Annotated in this window: 18 protein-coding genes; 1 reads left to right on the top strand and 17 read right to left on the bottom strand. The window is 46.3% G+C overall.

All coding sequences use genetic code 11. The features are described from left to right. Nucleotides 1–8 precede the first annotated feature (8 nt). From ACTS9Y_RS12240 to ACTS9Y_RS12315, 16 genes are all read right to left on the bottom strand, one after another. A complete protein-coding gene (locus ACTS9Y_RS12240) occupies nucleotides 9–1,436 on the bottom strand; it encodes a hypothetical protein (protein WP_442586205.1) in 1,428 nt (475 codons plus the stop codon). Between the two features lie 6 nt (nucleotides 1,437–1,442). Continuing rightward, nucleotides 1,443–2,495: a pseudaminic acid synthase gene (gene pseI / locus ACTS9Y_RS12245; RefSeq protein WP_442586206.1), complete on the bottom strand. Its 1,053-nt coding sequence runs from the start codon at nucleotides 2,493–2,495 to the stop codon at nucleotides 1,443–1,445. Nucleotides 2,496–2,498: 3 nt separating this feature from the next. Beyond that, nucleotides 2,499–4,013: a UDP-2,4-diacetamido-2,4,6-trideoxy-beta-L-altropyranose hydrolase gene (pseG, locus tag ACTS9Y_RS12250; protein ID WP_442586207.1), complete on the bottom strand. Its 1,515-nt coding sequence runs from the start codon at nucleotides 4,011–4,013 to the stop codon at nucleotides 2,499–2,501. Continuing rightward, complete coding sequence (hisF, locus tag ACTS9Y_RS12255) at nucleotides 4,014–4,790, bottom strand: imidazole glycerol phosphate synthase subunit HisF (RefSeq protein ID WP_442586208.1); 777 nt, start codon at nucleotides 4,788–4,790, stop codon at nucleotides 4,014–4,016. Then, nucleotides 4,784–5,410, bottom strand: a complete 627-nt coding sequence (gene hisH, locus ACTS9Y_RS12260; protein WP_442586209.1) for an imidazole glycerol phosphate synthase subunit HisH — start codon at nucleotides 5,408–5,410, stop codon at nucleotides 4,784–4,786. Before hisH ends, hisF begins: the two co-directional genes overlap by 7 nt. Continuing rightward, nucleotides 5,407–6,555 (bottom strand): N-acetyl sugar amidotransferase, encoded by a 1,149-nt coding sequence (locus ACTS9Y_RS12265; RefSeq protein WP_442586210.1) that lies wholly within the window; start codon nucleotides 6,553–6,555, stop codon nucleotides 5,407–5,409. Before ACTS9Y_RS12265 ends, hisH begins: the two co-directional genes overlap by 4 nt. Before the next feature lies 1 nt (nucleotide 6,556). Beyond that, the gene (locus ACTS9Y_RS12270; RefSeq protein ID WP_442586211.1) at nucleotides 6,557–7,192 is read right to left on the bottom strand and encodes a pseudaminic acid biosynthesis-associated methylase; all 636 of its coding nucleotides are present in this window, start codon (nucleotides 7,190–7,192) and stop codon (nucleotides 6,557–6,559) included. Between the two features lie 49 nt (nucleotides 7,193–7,241). Continuing rightward, nucleotides 7,242–9,035: a cytidylyltransferase domain-containing protein gene (locus ACTS9Y_RS12275; RefSeq protein WP_442586212.1), complete on the bottom strand. Its 1,794-nt coding sequence runs from the start codon at nucleotides 9,033–9,035 to the stop codon at nucleotides 7,242–7,244. Between the two features lie 37 nt (nucleotides 9,036–9,072). Further along, the gene (gene pseC / locus ACTS9Y_RS12280) at nucleotides 9,073–10,212 is read right to left on the bottom strand and encodes a UDP-4-amino-4,6-dideoxy-N-acetyl-beta-L-altrosamine transaminase (RefSeq protein WP_442586213.1); all 1,140 of its coding nucleotides are present in this window, start codon (nucleotides 10,210–10,212) and stop codon (nucleotides 9,073–9,075) included. An 8-nt stretch (nucleotides 10,213–10,220) separates the two neighbouring features. After that, entirely contained in the window at nucleotides 10,221–10,955 is a 735-nt protein-coding gene (locus ACTS9Y_RS12285) for an SGNH/GDSL hydrolase family protein (protein ID WP_442586214.1), read from the bottom strand. Further along, complete coding sequence (locus ACTS9Y_RS12290) at nucleotides 10,948–12,231, bottom strand: lipopolysaccharide biosynthesis protein (protein ID WP_442586215.1); 1,284 nt, start codon at nucleotides 12,229–12,231, stop codon at nucleotides 10,948–10,950. The genes ACTS9Y_RS12285 and ACTS9Y_RS12290 overlap by 8 nt, the downstream gene beginning before the upstream one ends. Then, nucleotides 12,224–13,330 (bottom strand): DegT/DnrJ/EryC1/StrS family aminotransferase, encoded by a 1,107-nt coding sequence (locus ACTS9Y_RS12295; protein ID WP_442586216.1) that lies wholly within the window; start codon nucleotides 13,328–13,330, stop codon nucleotides 12,224–12,226. Before ACTS9Y_RS12295 ends, ACTS9Y_RS12290 begins: the two co-directional genes overlap by 8 nt. Continuing rightward, the gene (locus ACTS9Y_RS12300; protein ID WP_442586217.1) at nucleotides 13,327–13,908 is read right to left on the bottom strand and encodes an N-acetyltransferase; all 582 of its coding nucleotides are present in this window, start codon (nucleotides 13,906–13,908) and stop codon (nucleotides 13,327–13,329) included. The genes ACTS9Y_RS12295 and ACTS9Y_RS12300 overlap by 4 nt, the downstream gene beginning before the upstream one ends. A 3-nt stretch (nucleotides 13,909–13,911) precedes the next feature. Beyond that, nucleotides 13,912–14,964 carry a Gfo/Idh/MocA family protein gene (locus ACTS9Y_RS12305; protein WP_442586218.1) on the bottom strand — a complete coding sequence of 351 codons (1,053 nt, stop codon included), beginning with the start codon at nucleotides 14,962–14,964 and terminating at the stop codon, nucleotides 13,912–13,914. A gap of 11 nt (nucleotides 14,965–14,975) precedes the next feature. Then, nucleotides 14,976–16,259, bottom strand: a complete 1,284-nt coding sequence (gene tviB / locus ACTS9Y_RS12310; RefSeq protein WP_442586219.1) for a Vi polysaccharide biosynthesis UDP-N-acetylglucosamine C-6 dehydrogenase TviB — start codon at nucleotides 16,257–16,259, stop codon at nucleotides 14,976–14,978. A 127-nt stretch (nucleotides 16,260–16,386) separates the two neighbouring features. Further along, a complete protein-coding gene (locus ACTS9Y_RS12315; RefSeq protein WP_442586220.1) occupies nucleotides 16,387–18,417 on the bottom strand; it encodes a UvrD-helicase domain-containing protein in 2,031 nt (676 codons plus the stop codon). 198 nt (nucleotides 18,418–18,615) lie between these two features. Here ACTS9Y_RS12315 and ACTS9Y_RS12320 point away from each other — a divergent pair, with 198 nt between their 5' ends. Beyond that, nucleotides 18,616–19,812: a GGDEF domain-containing protein gene (locus ACTS9Y_RS12320; protein ID WP_442586221.1), complete on the top strand. Its 1,197-nt coding sequence runs from the start codon at nucleotides 18,616–18,618 to the stop codon at nucleotides 19,810–19,812. 37 nt (nucleotides 19,813–19,849) lie between these two features. Here the strand turns inward: ACTS9Y_RS12320 and ylqF are convergent, their stop codons facing one another. Beyond that, complete coding sequence (gene ylqF / locus ACTS9Y_RS12325) at nucleotides 19,850–20,785, bottom strand: ribosome biogenesis GTPase YlqF (RefSeq protein ID WP_442586222.1); 936 nt, start codon at nucleotides 20,783–20,785, stop codon at nucleotides 19,850–19,852. Between the last annotated feature and the right edge of the window lie 54 nt (nucleotides 20,786–20,839).

Below are 20,839 nucleotides of genomic sequence, written 5' to 3' on the forward strand. Positions count from 1 at the left end.
CGAAATCCCTATACATTTATCAAGTGCTCCCTGGCAAAGTGCTGGTAGTTCTCTTTCCAGCCACTTGCCCATATCTTTTCAGCCTGGGCCGGGGCGACAAGCCCTTGATCCGGCTGTCGTATTTTTGAAAGCAGGTCTTCTTTATCAGTAAACGACTCAAAAGGATGATGCGGAAAGTAGAATCTGGATTTTGCTGTATCCCAGATCAATACGCGGTCTACCAATCCAACAGCCTCAAACAGGCCGGTTGAAACTTCATTAATGACTACATGTGCGCTTCTAAACGAATCGTAGATATCCAGACGCGAGTCTATTGTGAGTTTATCCAGGCTAGTCGATGACAATATTTCAGCCAGCTTCTGCCGTTCTAAGGGGTGCGGTCTGAAAACGACTTTGAATGCGGGCAGGTTTTTGGATAAAAAAACCGCGAGCTCAAGGTACATTCCAGTCTCGACCCCATCACCCAGCACCAGGATTTCATTTTTATTCATTTGCCCGACAGAGGTTACGGCAAGTCTTTCTGATCTGTGCGGATTGCCTATCACTGTCTTTTCAACAGGCAGGTTGATATATTGATGCCACCATTCCCCATAACTTAACAGGGCGTTTGGCAATAGCGACTGATAGTCCCTGTCAGTGATCAGTCTGGCAGCATGGTTATAGGCATCGTGTCCGGCATTGATGGCACCATGCTGGTATTCAGCCACGTAAATGCCCATTTCCCTTGCTGTATGGTTAATGACACCGGAATGGCCATAACAAGCTTCCTCCTTTACCAGCAAGGTCGGTTTCAGCTTACCCAAGAGTTTTTGGTAAAACTGTTTTCTGACAGGCAAAATGGCGATTTTTTTCGATAATCTGCGTTGTACCAGCTGATAAACGTTTTCTGGCAACATGATGCCAAGTTGATGCTTGAGATTCAATGTAAATATATCAAGCAACTGTTTTGCCAGCGACACATGCTTGTGCGTCACTTTCAAGTTTGAATATATGGACACTTTTACCTGGGTCGGTGTGTGGTACATCACCTTGTTGTTCGCCCTGTTTTCGGGCCAGTTCCAGTTGAATAAATCTTCAATCACCAGCGTACTTTCATGATGTTGCAATGCAAAATAATCGCTAAGCCGATTAAACAGCTGGCCATTTTTTGTGATCAGGCCAGCACCGGTTGCCATCAACAGGATAGGGCTGGGTTTAGAAGGGGATGTCAGGTTGTGCCACGCGGCTTTCAGTAGTGCGCTCATGGCTTTTGTCCGGCTCTGTACGTGTGGCGACAGGTTGATCAAAGCAGCGGTTTTATATACCTGTTCGGAAATCACCCATTGGATGACTTCCTGGCGAACTAGCGGCCATAATAAAAGCCCGGTCTGAGGGCACTTGACATCAAGCAAGGTCGAGTCATTCTCGACTTCAAGAATATCTTGCAAACTTATCATGGCTGATTAGATAAGATCCCAGCTTAGCGGAGTCCCTCTTGGACAGTCTTTGGTTAATGTCTTGCCTAAAAATACAGATAAATATTTTGGTGCCAGGCCCAGCCCCGGCCTGATAGCTCTTAAATTCGTTGGGGAAAGCACATCACCAGCTTTCATGTCTTCCACAATATAAAGTGTACGGCGGAATTGCAGCGATTTTTTTTCTGCATGCGTGACGCCATAACTGACTTTGCCAAGGGCTTGCCAGGCGCGTTTAGTTTCGACCACTAATTGCGCCATTTCAGCCGGTTCCATCGAGAAAGCGCTGTCGACCCCGCCTTCTGAGCGGTCGAGCGTAAAATGCTTCTCAACTACCGTGGCACCGAGGGCGACACTGGCCACTGATACACCGACACCCATGGTATGGTCTGACAGCCCGATTTCACAATCGAACAGTGTTCTGAGATGTGGAATGGTAAGAATGTTGGTGTTCTCAGGTGTGGCAGGATAAGTACTGGTGCACTTCAATAAGATCAATTGCTCGCAGCCAGACTCTCGTGCTGCGCGCACCGTGTCGTCTAACTCGGCAATCGAGGCCATGCCTGTCGAGATGATCAACGGTTTTCCGGTCGCTGCCACTTTGCGGATTAAGGGCAGGTCAGTATTTTCGAATGAAGCAATTTTGTAGCAGGGCACATTGAGTGATTCGAGGAAATCTACAGAGGTCTCGTCAAACGGTGTGCTAAAGGCAAGCATGCCCAGCTCGGCTGCTTTGTCAAAAATAGGCTTGTGCCATTCCCACGGCGTATAAGCTTCACCATAAAGCTTGTATAAGGATGTGCCATTCCATAAGCTGCCAGCATCCGCAATATGAAATTCTCTTTCATCTAAATCCAGCGTCATGGTGTCAGGCGTGTAAGTCTGGATTTTAAGCGCATGTGCCCCGGTTTTTGCGGCGGCTTCAACGATCTGAAGGGCGCGATCCAAAGACTGGTTATGATTGCCTGACATTTCTGCAATCACAAATGGGGCGTGCCCGGCTCCAATAGCGTGATGGCCGATCGAAATAGCTTGTTTCATGTTTTAAAGTACTTTCTCATAGCTTCTGGAGACAGGCTTGTAACCAGCTTGCGTAAAAAATCGCTGTGAAATGCTGTTCTCTTCAATGACGTTGGCCTTGATCACTGAAATATTTTTCTTGTTTGCCTTCAACCATTGCTCAGCGCTGCTCAGGAGTGATTGCCCCAAGCCTTTATGATGATTTTCTTGTATTAAATAAATGGAAACTTCGGCTGAGTCTCCATCAATATCGAATCTTACAACACCGACCGGCTTTTCTTTCAGCTCACCAATCAGTAATAGCCTTTGCGGGTTAGAAAGTGTACTTCTAAACCATTGTGTATGCTGCTCCAGGGTAATCGCTTGTTGGTTAAAAGAAACTGCTCTGATTGTTGGATGGTTTCTCCACTCGTACAAATCCTGCTCATCTGCAATCGTCGCAAGACGCATATCCAAATGTGTCGCTGTGAGTAAAATGCGTGCTACTTTTGTTGCGCCTGCCCCATCTACCAGTGCGGCTGAGTTGACTGAAAGCAGGTGACGCAGCGCCTGGTTTTCTATTAAGGCTTCCACATGTTTTTGTATTTTAAGTGGTGTCACATCATGACTGTCAAACGAATAAATCATACCGGTTTGAGACAGATCATTTAATTGGCTGACTTGGTGCTCTGCAATTGCGATACTGATCGTTGGCAACTTCAGACATGCACGCTCCCATACTGCACCACCACCTGCACCAATCGACAGGTCAGCCTTAAGCATTAATTCTGCCATGTGACTGGTCTGTATGTGCAGATTAAAGCCGTGAGCGGCGCATGATGCGATTAAAGCTTCGCGCGCAGGATGCTGAGCACCAATGACAACATCTACCGTTAAATCTGCATCACGTATGTTTGCTAATGCCAAGACCGCTTTACTGGTGAAGTCGAACTGATCGACACCACCAAAAAAAACCAATATGGATTTTACGCTATCACTGCGAATGCCTGCTTGCATTCTGCATGTTTTAAACTCATTTCTTAGCAGTGCATATTCAGGGCCTATCAGCATGCGGCAATCTTTAGGTACCAAATGCTGATACCTGTGGTGTTGATCTAGATGGAAATTCTGGTCAAACAAGAGATTGCACGCATGTTCCCGGTCTGCGAGGTCATCAATGACCATGATTTTATGGGTCACGGGTCGCATCGCTGCTTCCCAAGTCTTGTCCAGCGCGTAATGATCTACAATAATCCAGTCGAAATGATCACCTTGAATGACATTTAAAGTAGCCGAGGCGTCTGCAGATTGCGAGATATCAAGCCAATGAGAGTGAGGTAATAGCGCGTCGTCTTTTTCTGAGCTCTCTGGAATCTCGTCCAATAGCGAGACAGTAAAGCCTTTGTCCAGCAACATGCTTTGCAGATCGTCTGGCAAGCGCCGGCATACAAAATGTACAGCAGCACCTTGCGCATGCAGCTCTTCAGCCAATGTGCTGCAGCGCATGACATGCCCGGTGCCTATCTCGGCAGATGCATCGGTACGAAACAGGATCTTCACTTAGGGGTAGCTCACAAAGTTTTCTCTGATAGCAATACCTGCTGCTTTCATTGCCTGTTTTGCTCCAGCGGGTGTCTGTTCAGTGAAATGAAAAATGCTGGCAGCAGCCACAGCTGAAGCACCTGCCTGCGTGACGATATCAATCATATGCTGATAATTGCCAGCACCGCCGGATGCGATCACAGGCACATTGACCGCCCGTGTCACCTGTTCGGTGAGCGCCAGGTCATACCCTTGCATTGTGCCATCCCTGTCAATCGAGGTAAGCAGTATCTCACCTGCGCCACGATCAACCAGTTCACGCGCCCAGGTCACCGGGTCTTTGCCTGTATCAATGGAGCCGGCATGGCTAAAACATTTGTAAACGCCATTCGCATCAAGTTTGACATCGATGCTTGCGACCACGCATTGTGCACCAAACTTTCCTGCAACTTGATCAATCAGGCTGGGGTCTGTATAAGCGCTTGTATTCATTGAAACTTTATCAGCCCCCGCATGCAGTAAGTGCAGTACTTCATCCAGCCGCGTGATTCCTCCGCCAACTGTCAGGGGTACAAAACATTCTTCAGCAAAATCTGCTACTGACTCGTGGTCAGGCGCATTTTTCTCATGGGATGCGGTGATGTCCACCACAATCAGCTCATCCACATCTCTGGAGTTGTAAACTTTGATAGCCGGTAATACCGAACCCACCCGGCGCCAGCTATCGAAGCCAACGCCTTTTACCAGGCCAAAATCCTTCCATAGCAAGGTTGGGATGACTCTTACTTTTAACATGATGCATACGCCATAAAGTTTTTAAGCAATTGCCTGCCAGCCTTGGAACTCTTTTCAGGATGAAACTGGCAGCCAAATACATTGTTTTTGGCGACGATGGCTGTCAGGTCGCTGCCATATTGCGTTGTCGCCAACAAATCTTCAGCATGTTTGGTTTCAAAAGCATAGCTATGCACAAAGTAAAAGTCTGAGCTATCCGGAATATGCTGGAGTAATGCATGCTTCGCATCATGATAGTGCACTTCATTCCAACCCATATGAGGCACGCGTTGATCACAGCCCAGCTGATCAATTCTTTTTACTGAGCCTGCAATGAAGCCCAATCCTGGCGTTTCTACCCCTTCATCGCCACTATCTGCCAGCATCTGCATGCCCAGGCAAATTCCCAGCAAAGGTTTTTTTTGTTGCAATACCGTTTCTTGCAAGGCTTCAACCCAGCCCCCTTTATTCAGGTGCGACATTCCTTCAGGGAAAGCCCCCACGCCAGGCAAAACAATTCTATTCACTTCGTATAAGGTAGATGGGTGATTTGCAATGACTACGTCTGCACCAGCCTCCTCAAAAGAGCGGCGTACGGAACCTAAATTGCCCATCCCGTAATTTATAATCGCGACTTTCATGCGTTGTCGTAATTGATTTTCTCAAGGTTGCCATATTTGTCTTTAATCAAGCTGCCTGAAGCATCTTTCTTAAAAATCTTTTTGTTTGTGAACTTGTCACAAATTTTGATGAATTCATCGACCGACATATCCAATGGTTCCAGAATTTTCTCAATCGGCTTGCCGAGGTATGTCCATGGGAATTTACCGTCCCGAGTTTTCACAATCTCAATTGCATCCTGGCGGGTGATCCGGTTGCGCCTCACATGCAGGCAGGCAATGTCGGTTGCGCGTGAAAAACCGAATTTCAGGTATTTAAAATAGTCATGGATACCGGTTTGGTGATTATCTAAATTCTCGTAATTAACCATACTGCCTTCAACCGGCTGATCAAAAGTGACGAATCCATTGGCCTGGGCAATCAATGCGTTGGATAACCCATCCCACGGTAAATAGTGCCCGAGGAACAACCCGGTCACGCCCACGCGTTGCAATTCTTCATCACTAGGATATTGATAGGGCAGTAGGTGTCTTGCTTCAATGCCATAGCTTTCAGTCAGATCGGCCACACGCATGCCAAGCAGGCCGCCAAACTCCTCAAGCCAGCGTCTGGTCAAGGTATTGTTATCCGATGCTGCGGCAGGGCCACCGTATTCATTTTGAGGGTTTTCTCCCCAGACAATGAATGGCACGTTGTATTGAACGGCTGCGCGAACTGGAATGGTGAAAATACCTACATGCTCAGGCCAGGAGATATCGCCCACTTCAACCAGCCCGATTTTATTCAGTTTCGCCCTGACCAGCGGGTTAGGGGAGAACTCCACATAATCTACGCCGAGTTTTTTTATGTTCTCTATGTTTTTTCGACCGATCTCTGACAGGTCACAGGTGGTAGAGGTCACGCACAATGGGTTAAGCCCCAATTGAAGCATGCGGATAACCTGATAAGTGCTGTCTTTGCCACCGCTCACCGGCACGATACAATCCCAGTTAGTACCATTCTTGCGGTATTTCTCGAGTACTGTCAGTAGTTCCTGGTGCCTTTGGTCCCAGTCAACTTCTTTTCTTTTTTCAATTGAGCGACATGCATTACATATACCTTCTTCATCAATATGAAGGTCCGGCTTAGTGTGCGGCATCACGCAACGTACGCAGTATTTCAGCATATCAACCCTTTTTTTCCATCAAAAACCAAGTGATATCATCTTGCGGGAAGGATGGGTCACGTTTATACGAGAATCCGTAATCAATGAGTTTAAGGTCACTAAAAGTGTCTAGCATCTCCCCCGCAAAATCACGCTTGAACAGACGGTCTGTATGGCCTCTGTAGTTAATGCTCACGGGTGATGGGTTGTAATACTCGCATACCAGTATGTATCTGTTTGAAGCGTCATATAGCTTTTGATAGACCTTGCTTAACATCTCTGGATTAATATGGATAAGCACACCTTTAATCAAAGCAAGGTCAAATTTTTGCGTTGCCGGATATTCAAATATAGATCCTTCAAACACATTTGATTCGCCTATCACTTGCGAAAGCTCTTTAGCAGCATCCGGATTAATTTCAATCGCATTCAGCTGTGTTTTGGGGTAGAGCAGCTTGAGCGCCCGTAAATTCATGCCAATATTGGCACCAAATTCGATACAGGTGCCGATGTCGGCTACTCTTGCAAGTGCATTACTAAAGAATTTCAGATTAGACGCCAGTAACATTTCTCCCTGGTTACGAGATATGTAATCGGAGCCGAAGCTGCCAGCCCAGAACGCTTCTTGCTCTGTCGAAAATTTTTCGTTTTCTTTCATTTAAATATCGTTATCCCTAATTTAGCTTAATGGAGTTGAATGTACCGATTCAGGTTTTTTGTATTTTTGTAACCTGATTTAATTTGTTGATTAAATCCTGATCAGTCTTATATTTTAAAACTAGATGTGCATTTAATGCCGCTAATTCTTTATTTTTATCTAATATACTGAAAACGTTCTCAAGGGTTGCTTCCTTGTTTTCAGAGTCGAGCTGCTCAAATAGTTTTTCAAAAAGCTCAAGATCTTCCGGGTAGTCCAGCGTCAATCTGTAATCCCTGACCAGTTGCTCAGGTAAATCAACCAATTCTACTTTAAAAATATCCGGATTATTTTGCATATACCAGGTCATGTATTCCGAGTATTGCGCGCTGCCTAAATAGCTTATGACTCGCCTCAGTGCTTCCGTATTATAAATCTCGCACGCTGTACCCACGGCAAAATTTTTGGCAGCCGTATAGTCGGCACCGGTCTGGAAGTGCTGTGTTAGCAAGTATTCTGCGATTTCTGAAGAGACAACAGGGCAATCTGCGGTCACCCTTACGATGACATCAATATCATAAAGGTCGCATGCACCTAGATACCTGTGTATGACATCGTCAGGATCTCCTTGCCAGAATTTAACTTTCTGACCGAGAGTGTAGTTGGAAAGGACGTTATCTTCTTCAATCGTCGATGTGGCGAGTATGACTTCCTGAACATCTTTTATCCGTGAGACATTTTTTAAACAGCGTTCTACCGAAGGAGTGCCATGAATCGGCAAGATGGCTTTATCTTTCAAGCGCGTAGATTTCATTCTGCAAGCGACTATAGCCGCAACTTTTGCCGGTTTAAAATTAGATGACTGAATGACATCTCCAGCCTCTAAATTCAAACTTGTCACTTTTTTATCAAATTGGATATCTGTGATTTGTTTAAATGTGATACCGGTCAAAGGCGTCCGTCTGAAAATAATATCCGCTTTGGATAAAAGACTACCAGCTGCCAAATCGTGTTTCAAAACAGGGATCTGAACTGTCTTTTTAAGATAGTTTTCTTCAGTTTCACTGATAAATAAACCGTGCAAGATACTTTCAGACGAAGTAAGTCTATCAGCTAGCGTTTGCATTTCTGCTAAATGCAGAGCAGAGAATTTATCATATTTAGCGCTGCTTCTATCCAGGGTAATGTGCTTCTCAATGATGGAGCATCCTGAAGAAATGCCTAATAGCGGTAAAATCGTAGCCCACTCACTTTCAGCATCGACATGATCTGCAAGGCAAATCCTGTATTGAGGAAAGGCCGCTTTGATGATGGATATTTTTTGTAATCCCGAGTCTTCTATTTTAGTTGGATATGCCTGATATCCGATTTGAAGCACAATCTCTGCATCTGGGGCAATTAAATTAAATTGTTCGATGATTGATTCAATTTGAGAGATTTCAAAGCCTGAAATATTTAATATCAGTAACTTACCTGAAAGGTTAATCCCTTGAATGGATGAAATCACTTCCTGATTATCTAATACTGATGCCTGCAGCTTGATACCTCTTAGCAGTTCAGTATTGTTCGCAAAGATCTCTACGCCATAGGTGTCAAAAATGTCTAATAAAATCCCTGTGAAGTATTTGCTTGATAGTTGAATGAGATCGCGCCACTTTTCAGCTGTCAGTAATAGCTCTTGATAAACGTTGTACCATTCGTAATCTGATGTCGCTATTCTGTCAGGATGGAATGGTTGAAATTTTATGTATTTTTCATCGTATTTAACATTACCGAATTCGTGAATGGTTTTTTCCAATAATGCATAATCTCCGCCATGTGCATTTGCACATTCAAAAATCAGAGGTAGTGTTTTTTTGTTCATATATTTTCTATTTAAAAACGCTAGAGCAGATTGAGCTTTAATACAGGTTGTTTTTAAGGAAAGACACGATTAACTCTTGGTCATCATGTGACAAATCAAAAAATAGAGGAATGCTAATTGCTTGATGAAAGTATTCTTCAGCATTGGGGAAGTCTCCCCACTTAAAACCTAACGCTTGATAATAGGGTTGTGTATGTACTGGTATGTAATGTACCTGAACCCAGATATCAGCTTGTCTAAAAGCATCGAACATGTTCTTTCTTTTGTTCTTTTCGACTCTTATAGGATAAAGGTGCCAGGAAGAGTTCTCTGATTGCGCAGGCCTGGTCACTGGAAGGCCTTCAATAAGCGTGTGGTAATGCCGAGCAAGCTCTCTTCTCTTTAATACAAACTCTGTAAGTCTTTGCAGCTGGCTATATCCTAGAGCCGCCTGTAGATTTGTCATCCTGTAATTAAAACCAAGTTCTAACTGCTGATATTCCCAAGCACCTTCTGCCGGTTTAATTAAATGCTCTTTTCTTTGGGCGATCCCATGGCTTCGCAAGCGTGCCAGGCGGTCAGCCAGTTCTGGTTGATTAGTGAGAGCCATGCCGCCTTCAGCGGTCGTTATGATTTTGACTGGGTGAAAGCTGAAAACGGTAATGTCGCTATACTCGCTAGCGCCGACAGGTTTACCTTCATATTGCGCACCAATTGCATGAGATGCATCTTCAATAATACGAAAGCCATATTTTTTTGATAATGCATGGATTGCTTTCATATCGCAAGGCAGACCGGAAAAGTGTACCGGGATGACCACTTTAGGTAATTTGCCAGTTTTCTCAGCAGCCTCAAGTTTAGCTTGAAGCGCACTGACGCTCATGTTGAGCGTGATCGGGTCAATATCGACAAAATCGACATCAGCCTCGCAGTATCTTGCGCAGTTTGCACTAGCAACAAACGTATTTGGACTTGTCCATACGATATCTCCGGCTTTGACATCCAGTGCCAGGCAGGAAATATGTAGTGCTGCTGTAGCATTGCTGACTGCAATTGCATATTTAGCCTGGCAATGATTCGCCACTGCTGCTTCAAAATGAGCAATTCCAGGTCCTTGAGTTAGCCATTCGGAGCGAAGCACCTCTACGACAGCAGAGATGTCTTCTTCACTGATATTTTGTCGGCCATATGGAATCATAAGTATCTCTAGATTTCTGCTTGTGTTTTAAGATTATTTTTAGTTTCTGGCTTGATTATGTTTAGTAACTCTTTAGTAAGCCATTGATGAGCATTCTTGGTAATGTGATATCCATCATCCAGAAGAAGATCGGGTCTTTTGAATGTTTCATTGTAAAAGTTTAAAACTATAGCATTGTTATTCTCGGCAATAACGTTCAGGCAATTGTTGTAGTCTTTAATGATTTTTTCAATCTCAAAATTCCTTGTTTGCAGTTGCTTCCCTGGATGAGGAATATTGACGAAAACTATTTTACAAGAGGTTTTCTCAACAAATTTCTCCAGATTCTCTTTCCACGAATCTATAGGAACAAATTGAATCAGTTTCCGTTGAGTGAATAAATACCTATTCCTGGAATGATATGAAATGATTAATTTCCCCAGAATTCTCAGCAATTTAACCGACATCATCGCGCGGATTAAGAGTCGCTGGTAACGACCAAACAGTCTAGGCATGCAATCGACAATCCCTAGGAAATATACAATCAAATCTGGCTTTATCGAATCTAGCGTTTCACATAAAAAGTTTGTTGAGACTGCATTCTGAGAGGAGTTTGCTCTGCAAGAAGCATTCAAGACGAAATAGTTATAGCCATCGTTATTCAACTCTTGCTGGAGAAGGTAGGCATATATATCTTCATGTTTGATATCTTGGTCTGGCCTGACCATAGAGAGCGAGTCCCCTATGATAAGTACTTTATTCATGATTAACCCTCGCCGGAACAAAGTAAAGCCATTTCATCGGATAAACATGGGATGAAAACAACCAGGTAAAAACAAACATTAATACAGAGGATATTAAGGCTGCCTGAGCTGCACCTATCAAACCATTTACGTTAATCAACACATACAGCAATACGCAATGTATCAGGCTTACTGTCAACGTTATGATTGATAATAGGTGCGTTTTTCCAACGAACACAATATAAAGTCCAACCAAATAATACAGTCCTGAAAACATGCCCGCATAGACTAACCATGGTACATAGGTAATAGATGCATTGAACTTGTCACCGACGATAAATGGTAATACAAGAGGCAATGCAAAAATGTAGATGCTGCTTATCAGAAACAAAAAACCAAAAATTAAATATGTTTTTTTAACGATACCCAATTTTTCTGTTTCATTATTCGTTTGTAATTGTCTCATTAGCTCAGGTGAGTAAGACTTAAGCAGTCCGTCAACAATAAAATTAATAATCAATGATACTTGAAGCGCCACTGTGAAAATTCCAACCTGACTCGTATCCAAAAGTTTCGCTATAAAAAATCTGTCAGACATCGCCATTACTAACCCGCCAATCACATGGGGAATGAGAGGTACGCCAAAAAGCAATGCTTTCTTGGTATATAAGCGATCACCCTGCCAGATGATGGCTTTGTCATTGTGCATTGACAATAATGCTAGAAAACAAAAAAACAATGATGACAGTACTATGCCAAGGGCGCGTCCCTCCCAACCCAGGAACAACCAAAATACTAATGCAAGTGAAAGTGAAATATTAAAAACAGTTTGCGAAACCTGCGCAACACTGTAATGCAAAGCTTTCTCTTTAACTTGCCATAAGGTTAATCTGATGTTGATAATGAATTGTGCTGCCGAAGCAACGGTTGCTATTAATAGCCAGTTTTTCGGGATATGAAAAAAGTGTGATATTTGGTTGGAAAACAAATAGGCGACTAAAAGGGTTAGGGATGTGCTACCAATTAAAATCTGTACGCATGAGCCAACAAAGCGCGGATGGTCGATAGATTTGTTGAAAAAATTGACACTCACCGCACCATGAATACTTAAGCCTGTAAATGCTCCCAAAATTGAAATCAAAAGGCTAATTAATGTGACTAATCCATACTCCTCGGGTGTAAACACACGTGTCAATACTGGCAAAAGCAAGAATGGAATTGCACCATTGAGCACATTTGCTAGTGTATAAATTGCCGTGTTGCCAAATACACGCGACCTGAACAAGGTTTTAAGCATTTAAAACTGGTAATGCTTTTAATAGCGCATTGGCAATGGTGTTCTGAGTGTCACTGTCCAGATCTGGCGACATTGGCAGGCTCATCACTTGCTGGGCCACTTTATTCGCCACTGGCGTAGGCTCTTGAGAGCACAGGTTTTTATAGGCGGGCTGTTCGTTTAGGGGAATAGGGTAATGCACGGCGGTTGGTATGCCTTGTTCGTTCAGCGTTGCCTGCAGTTGCTCCCTTGCATCTGTAAACACAGTGTATTGCGCATAAACAGTGGTGCGGTCAGGGCGCTGGGTGACCAGGCGGACTTTGTCACTTAAGAGTTCATTGTAACGTTGGCCTATTTGTTGGCGTTGCTCGATCTCCCAATCAAATCGCTCCAGTTTTGCGAGGACTATCGCACATTGCAACGTATCCATTCTGCCGCCCACACCGACTCTGGTATGCACGTAGCGTTTGGATTGGCCGTGTACGCGGATTTCACGCATGGCCTGGGCAAGTGCATCATCATTGGTGAAAATCGCGCCACCGTCACCGTAGCAGCCCAATGGTTTGCTCGGGAAGAAGCTGGTGCAACCTATGGTTGATAGATTACCGCTTTTTCTTCCTTTGTATGTAGCGCCGAAACTTTGTGCGGCGTCTTCAATGACAGGTAGTTGATATCTTTCGGCAATCTGATTGATCTCATCCATATCTGCTGGTTGCCCATACAGGGAAACTGGCATGATGGCTTTGGTTTTTGGCGTGATGCGGGCTTCAATAAGGGATGCGTTTATATTGCAGGTGTCTGGTTCGATATCGACGAAAACGGGTATGGCGCCAAGCAACACGATGACTTCTGCGGTTGCTACAAACGTGAATGGGGTGGTGATGATTTCATCACCTGGCTGAATATTCAATGCCATCAGGCTGATCAACAACGCTTCTGTGCCAGAAGCGACAGTAATGCAGTGTTTGGCCCCTGTGAATGCTTCCAGCTTTTCTTCCAGCTCGCGGACTTCCGGGCCCATGATGTATTGACCATGCTCGAGAACACGGTTGATCCTTGCCTGGATTTGAGTTTCCAGCGCGCGATATTGTGTTTTGAGATCAATAAACGGAATGGTCATTTTTCAGTACATTCAAGGTTGTTGCCGTTGAGCTTGTATCGCTCACCGGTATGGGGGCAGGTGTATTCGCTATGGCCGGACATGGGCAGGGGAATGCGTTCGCCATGTTTGCTCATCCAGCCGATTTGTTTGGCGGGGACGCCTACCATCAATGCATAATCCGCGACATTATCTTTAATGACAGCACCCGCGCCTATGAATGCGTAAGCGCCTATGGTGGCGCCACAAACAATAGTCGCGTTTGCACCTATGGTTGCGCCACGTTTGACCAAAGTGTTGCGGTATTCATCTTTTCTGGAAATAAATGAGCGTGGGTTGTAGACATTGGTGAAGACCATGCTTGGGCCACAAAATACGTCATCTTCCAGCGTGACATTATCGTATACCGAGACGTTATTCTGGATTTTGACATTGTTGCCAATGACTACTTTATTGCCGACAAAGACGTTTTGGCCTAATGAGCAGTGACTGCCAATCTGAGCCTGGCTACAAATATGCACCCAGTGCCAGATGGACGTGCCTTCACCTATGCTGGCACCTTCATCAACAATGGCTGTTGCATGAATAGAAACGGCCATGGTTTAGTAATCCAGAGGGAAGCCGACACGTTTGCCGTCACGGGCTGAAAGGTAAGTAGCAATCAACACTTCAAGCGATTGCAACCCAGCTCTGCCATCGGTTTCCGGCGCTGCTTCACCGCGCATGACTTTGACGACATTCTCGTAATACATAGGATGACCTAGGCCGTACACTGACGTGGTTTGATAGTTGCTGTCATGGGTTTTTGCATCTTCAGGATCAGGTTCGGCAAACTCCCAATGCTGGATTTCATTGACTGCAACGCCACCCACACGGACGGTACCTTTTTCACCCAGAATGGTGATCGAACCTTCAAAGTTCTTAGGATAGGTGAGCATGGTCACATTCATCGACCCCATCGCGCCTGAGCGCCATTTCAGGCTGAGCACGCCAGTGTCTTCTGCATCAATCTTTCTTTCAAGGGTTGCCGTGTACGCATGCAGGCTTTCGAGCGGGCCAATCAGCCATTGCAATAAGTCGACATAATGGCTGGCCTGGTTCATAAAAGCACCGCCATCAGATTCCCATTTGCCACGCCAGCCGCCTTGGTCATAATAAGATTGCGGACGTGTCCAGAACACATTGACATTCACCATGTAGATTTTGCCAAAACGCTGCTTTTCTAATGCTTTTTTCAATAGCTGCAAGGTCGCATTGCGTCGGTTCTGTTTGACAACAAACAGGCGAACGCCAGCTTCATCGCAGGCTCTGACCATGCGCTTGCCGTCTTCCCAGCGGGTAGCCATGGGTTTTTCGGTAATGACATGTTTGCCTGCTGCTGCGCATATGACCGCCTGGTCAGCATGCAAACCGCTAGGCGTAGTCAATATAACGATATCCGCCGTTGTAGTTGCTAACATGGCGTGCAAGTTGAGATGAGGGTTCGCACCTGTTTGCTTAGCTGCAGCTTTGAGTGCAACCGGGTCAATGTCGCATATGTCCACTAATTCAGCTTGGGCTGACAATTGCTTGATGGAATCAAAGTGGTTTTTTGAAATGCGGCCACAGCCAACTAAAGCAAAACGGATTTTTCTATCAATGATGGGAGTATGCATATTGGCTTTAACTATAGTCTGAAGAGAGTGAAGCCTGAGCGCTGGCTCAGTTCCTTCGAATAAAGTCCTTTAATATCACCTAACACCGGATTATCCTGTCTGCACAGGTTTCTTAATTGAGCGGGCTCAAGTTTACGGTACTCGTTGTGGCCGACCGCTACAATCACGCTGTCGACATCCTTGAGCTCATCGTACGCGGTTAGCTGAATGCCATATTCATGGGTTACTTCTTGAGCGTCTGCCCATGGATCAGTCACAATGACTTCAACGCCCCATGATTCCAGTTCCCTGATCAGGTCAATCACTTTGCTATTGCGGATATCCGGGCAATTTTCTTTAAATGTAATGCCTAATACTGCTATTTTACTTTTTGAAACGTCAATGCCATTCTTTACCATCAGTTTGATGACATTTCTGGCAGCATATCTTGCCATATTGTCATTGATTCTTCTGCCCGCAAGAATGACTTGCGGGTTATAACCAATTTGCTCGGCTTTGTGCGTGAGATAATAAGGGTCAACACCAATACAGTGTCCGCCAACCATACCGGGTTTAAAAGGCAAGAAATTCCATTTGCTGCCTGCAGCCTCAAGCACTTCTAAGGTATCTATTTCCAGGCGATTAAAAATGACTGATAACTCGTTGACCAGCGCGATATTTAAGTCGCGTTGTGTATTTTCAATCACTTTGGCCGCTTCAGCTACTTTAATAGAGGTAGCAGGGTAGGTGCCAGCGGTAATAATCGAGCGATAAAGCGCATCGACCTTTTCTGATATCTCTGGCGTTGAGCCACTGGTGATTTTTTTGATTTTTGTAAGGGTATTAACCTTGTCGCCCGGGTTAATACGTTCAGGGCTGTAACCACAGTAAAAGTCCTGGTTAAAAGTTAACCCGGAAAATCTTTCCAAAATGGGCACGCAGACTTCTTCGGTACATCCAGGATAAACAGTAGATTCGTAAATAACGATACTGCCTTTGGATAAAGCTTTTGCTACCGTCTCGCTGGCTTTCTCAAGCGGCCTCAGGTCTGGCCGATTTGCACTGTCAATCGGTGTGGGGACAGTGACGATGAAAATCGAGCATTCTTTCAGCCTGGACTGATCGGTCGTGTACTCAAGCAGCGTGGCTTCTTTTAATTGGTCAGGGGAAACTTCAAGCGTGCTGTCTTTTGCGTTGCTTAATTCATCCACTCTATGAGAGTTAATATCAAAACCCACCACAGGACGTAATTTACCAAACTCAACCGCCAGTGGAAGGCCGACATACCCCAGCCCAATGATTGCTATTTTGTTCATTTTAATAATTATTAATGGAGAATCTGTTAAGGATTGATATCTGAACTTAACCAAATGCCTGATAGCTGGAATTATACATAAGGTTGATGCCACTTCATGTAAATAACTTTACACTGCCAGCAGTTTGCTAACTCGCCTGGCTTTTATTCAGCATCGCCTTGATATTCGCCATCTTGCTTTTGCCATAATCTTTGCTGGCTGGTTCGCCGTTGCTATTAAACGGATTGCCGAAGTGTTTGACGTCGTCCTTAGGCAGCTCTGCGATAAAACGGCTAGGTTCGCAGGCTTGCATTTCGCCGGCGCGTTTACGTTTTTTGCACCAGGTGATATTCAGGGATTTTTGTGCCCGGGTGATGCCTACGTACATGAGTCGGCGTTCTTCTTCGATCTGGTCGTTATCGATCGATTCACGGTGCGGCAAGATGCCGTCTTCGCAGCCGATCAGGAATACGTGGCCGTATTCAAGACCTTTTGAGGCGTGCAGGGTGGAGAGTTTGACTGCGTCCTGTTCTTCGCCATCTTTACCTTCCAGCATGGTGATGAGGGCGACCAATTGCGTGAGCTCCAGCAGGTTTTTGCCGGGAGACTCGTTGCCGAATTCAGTCGAGGCTTCGCCTTTTTTGCTGAGCCAGGAGACGAACTCGAGGACGTTGCTCCAGCGTGATTCTGCCGCGCGTGCTTCTTCGCCGTCGTACAGATAGGTTTCGTACTGGATGGCGTTCAGCAGGTCGTTCAGCACTTCATTGGCCGGATCTTTGGTGGCACGGCCTTGCAGGTTTTGGATATAACGGCAAAAAGTGAGCAGGTCGTCCAGTTGTTTGGCGCCGACATCGTGCTGGAAGCCCCCTTCAAAGGCAGCTGCGAACAATGACAGTTTGTGCGCGCTGGCGTATTCGCCCAGTCTTTCAAGGGTGGTGTTGCCTATGCCTTTTTTCGGCGTGGTGGCGGCGCGGATAAACGCCGGGTCATCATCTTCGTTGGCGATCAGGCGTAAGTAACTGGTGATGTCCTTGATTTCGGTTTTATCAAAAAATGATTGCCCGCCAGAAATCGTATAGGGGATTTTCTGGTTGCGCAGGAATTTTTCGATCACGCGTGCCTGGTGGTTACTGCGGTAAAGCACGGCGTAATCTTTGTAGGTGGTTCTATGTTCGAATTTGTGTGCTTGTAGCTTCATCAACACGGTTTCGGCTTCGTGCTCTTCGCTTTGCGTGGCGGTTACATGGATCAGCTCACCGGTACCAAGGTCGCTCCAGAGTTTTTTCTCAAACAATTTTGGGTTGTTGGCGATCACGCTGTTGGCTGCACGCAGTATGCGCACGGTGGAGCGGTAGTTCTGCTCCAGTTTGATGACTTTGAGTTTGGAGAAATCTTTGGTCAGCTGACGCAGGTTTTCTACGTCAGCGCCGCGCCAGCCGTAAATGGCTTGGTCATCGTCGCCCACGGCGGTGAACTGGCCTCGTACACCGGTCAGTTGCTTGATCAGGCGGTACTGGCAGGCGTTGGTATCCTGATATTCATCGATCAGCAGATATTGCAGTTTGCGTTGCCATTTATCCAGCGTTTCGCTGTGCTGGTCAAATAGCTCCACCGGCACTTTGATCAGGTCATCAAAATCGACTGCCTGGTAAGCGCGCAGCGTCTGCTGGTACAGCTGATACACGCGTGCCGCGGCATGGGTCAGCTCTTCATCGGCCTGCGCTTTTGCCTGGTCGGGGTTGATAAAGGCGTTTTTCCAGCCGGAGATCTGCCATTGCGTCTTGCGTAACAATTGCTTGTCTGTCGTCGCCAGGATGTCGCTGAGGATCTTGAAGCTGTCAGAGGAGTCGAGGATGGAGAACTGCGGTTTATAACCGAGCAGGGCGGATTCCTGGCGCAGCATCTGCAGGCCCAGCGAGTGAAAAGTGGTGACAGTCAGCCCTTTGCCCGCTTTGCCCTCCAGCAATGACGTCACGCGCTCATGCATTTCTCTGGCGGCTTTATTGGTGAAGGTGATGGCAGCTATCTGGCTGGCCTTGTAATTGGCTTCGTTCACCAGATAGGAGATTTTTTGCGTAATGACGCGGGTTTTGCCACTGCCAGCACCTGCCAGTACCAATAATGGCCCGTCGAGGTAGTGAATGGCTTCACGCTGAGGAGGATTCAAGAGATGCTGCATGGAACTTCTACTGTTTGCTGGAGACAATTAAAGGAGGGGAATTAGCCTGTATGGACTATTTAACCCCTTAACTTATATGGGTATAGTCGCGATACCATAGTATTATGCCTTATCAGGTAAACTAAAACATTGACCTTCCCTGTGCTAGATCTCAATAGTGTCATTCTATCATCAATCGGCCTCACCTTTACTTTGGTTATGGTCCTGTTGATTTTTGGCGCTTACCAGCAAAAATCATTGATTATGCATTGGGTGCGCGGCCTGCTGATGATGGGCCTGGGTCTTGGCATCTATTTTATCCCGCTGATTATGTCTGATCATAGCCAGCGCAGTGTGTATGTCGCGACTTCAATGACTATGTTTGCCTTGGGCGTCAGCATCTATGTCAATGGCATACGCATGCTGCGTGGCTACCGTGTCTATCGCTATCGAACCTTGCTGGTGATGACGACATTGCTTGCCTGTAATGCCGTCATGCTGAATATGCATGCGGCCGACAAATGGGTCATTCTTTCTAATCTGCTTGTGCTGGTCTGGGTGTTCTCTTATGGCAGTCGTAGCCTGGCCGGCCATGGCAAAGACTTTGTCGCGCAAGTCTTCTGGCTGTGCTGTAGCCTGTTTGGCGGCATCAGCCTGATGCTGGCAGTCTTTGCGATTGAAGTCGCACTAGCCGATGAGATGGCGCTGGTCACATTTATCCATTGGCCGGTACATGCTTATCTGACCACCGCGATTATGCTGGTTCTCACTACGGTCACCAGCCTGCTGTTGCTGGTGATGAATGTACGCACCCAGGCCGGATTGCAGGCAATCGCCACCCTGGATGGCTTAACCGGTGTCTTGAACCGTCGTGGCTTGCAGGAAGCAGCCAATCGCATGCAAGCGGTTTCACAGCGGATCAGCTTGCCTATGGGCATGCTGATCGTCGATCTGGATTACTTTAAAAAGGTCAATGATGTCTACGGCCATCTGGTGGGTGACGTGGTGCTGAAGTCCTGCGCCGGGAATATACGCGGGGCTTTACGCGGTGGCGATGTGATCGGGCGTTACGGCGGTGAGGAGTTTTGTATTTTGCTGCCCAATACCGGTGAGCAGGAGGCCATGGTGCTGGCCGAGCGTATCCGCAGGACGATTGAAGTCACGCCTGTCAGCATCGCCGGCGTAGAAAGCATGAGTGATGAGACCCATGCCATTAAATGTACGGTCAGTGTCGGTGCCGTGAGCTCTGAAACGGTAGGTTATGTATTGGACGCCATGTTTGCTGCGGCGGACCAGAATCTTTATAAAGCCAAACAGAATGGACGTAACCGGGTAGCGAGCAATATTGAGTTATTGATGACGCAACCGCCTGCGATTGGTAAACCGGCTAAACGCAATGCGAGCGTGATTGCTTAACTGCAGTAGTTTTCATCGTGAGACGTTTTAGGCCAGATTAGGGCGCATCTGCTTCTGTGGTCGTTTCTGGCTGTTCATTGGCAGTTTTAGGTTTTTCAGCTGCCAGGGCGATCATCTCTGCACGGCTTTTCGGCGATTCCAGGCTCACCCTGCCGATCGCGCCACCGCGATAATCGGTCAGAAACGCCATCGCCGTACGCTCCATATCCCATTGCCCGTCATTACGCTTGTAAGCCCTGCGCTTGGCGATCGCCTGCAACAGGTCTATACCATCTATCTGTTGTACATCCAGCTTCATGGCATCGAGTTTATAACGGGTGTTGATGAGTGCCGGGTATTGTTTCAACAGCAAATTACCCAGGAACTCCGCCACATCTTCATCAATCACGGCATTACGGCCAATGGCATGGCTGGCTGCCAGCATATAACCATCTGATTCATGTTCTATCTTGGGCCACATCATGCCTGGCGTATCGGTAATGCTCTGGTTATCGCCGAGGTCAAAGCGTTGCTGGCTTTTTGTCACCGCGGGCTCATCACCGACTTTAGCCGCGCGACGGTTGAGCAGGGCGTTCATCAGGGTGGATTTGCCGACGTTGGGAATGCCCATGATCATCATGCGTAAAGGTTTGAGCGGTGAGCCACGGTGTGGTGCCAGTTGACGACACAAGCCTGGTATCTTTTTAGCGTCACCGGCTTTTTTGCATGAAAGCGCTACTGCTTTGGTATTGGGCTGGCTGTTAAAATAATTCAGCCAGGCCTGGGTGATCTGCGGGTCGGCCAGATCAGCCTTGTTTAGTATTTTTAGGTTGGGGCGCTGACGGAAGTTGCGCATGTCTTCAATCATGGGGTTGTGGCTGGCCGCAGGCACGCGTGCATCCAGTACTTCAATCACAATATCGATATGCTCCAGGGTTTCCTCTGCCTTTTTGCGGGCTGAGGTCATGTGTCCCGGGTACCATTGTATCGCCATATTTTTGCTCCATCTTTCAATCAAAAAAATACGGTTTTACGTGCAGTGCCGTAC

It is taken from the genome of Methylophilus sp. (genome assembly GCF_052173275.1).
GTDB lineage: Bacteria > Pseudomonadota > Gammaproteobacteria > Burkholderiales > Methylophilaceae > Methylophilus.

Coding starts and splice junctions, on each gene's coding strand:
- ACTS9Y_RS12240 (WP_442586205.1), bottom strand. CDS start 1,436: ATGATAAGTTTGCAAGATATTCTTGAAGTCGAGAATGACTCGACCTTG.
- pseI (WP_442586206.1), bottom strand. CDS start 2,495: ATGAAACAAGCTATTTCGATCGGCCATCACGCTATTGGAGCCGGGCAC.
- hisF (WP_442586208.1), bottom strand. CDS start 4,790: ATGTTAAAAGTAAGAGTCATCCCAACCTTGCTATGGAAGGATTTTGGC.
- hisH (WP_442586209.1), bottom strand. CDS start 5,410: ATGAAAGTCGCGATTATAAATTACGGGATGGGCAATTTAGGTTCCGTA.
- ACTS9Y_RS12265 (WP_442586210.1), bottom strand. CDS start 6,555: ATGCTGAAATACTGCGTACGTTGCGTGATGCCGCACACTAAGCCGGAC.
- ACTS9Y_RS12270 (WP_442586211.1), bottom strand. CDS start 7,192: ATGAAAGAAAACGAAAAATTTTCGACAGAGCAAGAAGCGTTCTGGGCT.
- ACTS9Y_RS12275 (WP_442586212.1), bottom strand. CDS start 9,035: ATGAACAAAAAAACACTACCTCTGATTTTTGAATGTGCAAATGCACAT.
- pseC (WP_442586213.1), bottom strand. CDS start 10,212: ATGATTCCATATGGCCGACAAAATATCAGTGAAGAAGACATCTCTGCT.
- ACTS9Y_RS12285 (WP_442586214.1), bottom strand. CDS start 10,955: ATGAATAAAGTACTTATCATAGGGGACTCGCTCTCTATGGTCAGGCCA.
- ACTS9Y_RS12290 (WP_442586215.1), bottom strand. CDS start 12,231: ATGCTTAAAACCTTGTTCAGGTCGCGTGTATTTGGCAACACGGCAATT.
- ACTS9Y_RS12295 (WP_442586216.1), bottom strand. CDS start 13,330: ATGACCATTCCGTTTATTGATCTCAAAACACAATATCGCGCGCTGGAA.
- ACTS9Y_RS12300 (WP_442586217.1), bottom strand. CDS start 13,908: ATGGCCGTTTCTATTCATGCAACAGCCATTGTTGATGAAGGTGCCAGC.
- ACTS9Y_RS12305 (WP_442586218.1), bottom strand. CDS start 14,964: ATGCATACTCCCATCATTGATAGAAAAATCCGTTTTGCTTTAGTTGGC.
- tviB (WP_442586219.1), bottom strand. CDS start 16,259: ATGAACAAAATAGCAATCATTGGGCTGGGGTATGTCGGCCTTCCACTG.
- ACTS9Y_RS12315 (WP_442586220.1), bottom strand. CDS start 18,417: ATGCAGCATCTCTTGAATCCTCCTCAGCGTGAAGCCATTCACTACCTC.
- ACTS9Y_RS12320 (WP_442586221.1), top strand. CDS start 18,616: ATGGTCCTGTTGATTTTTGGCGCTTACCAGCAAAAATCATTGATTATG.
- ylqF (WP_442586222.1), bottom strand. CDS start 20,785: ATGGCGATACAATGGTACCCGGGACACATGACCTCAGCCCGCAAAAAG.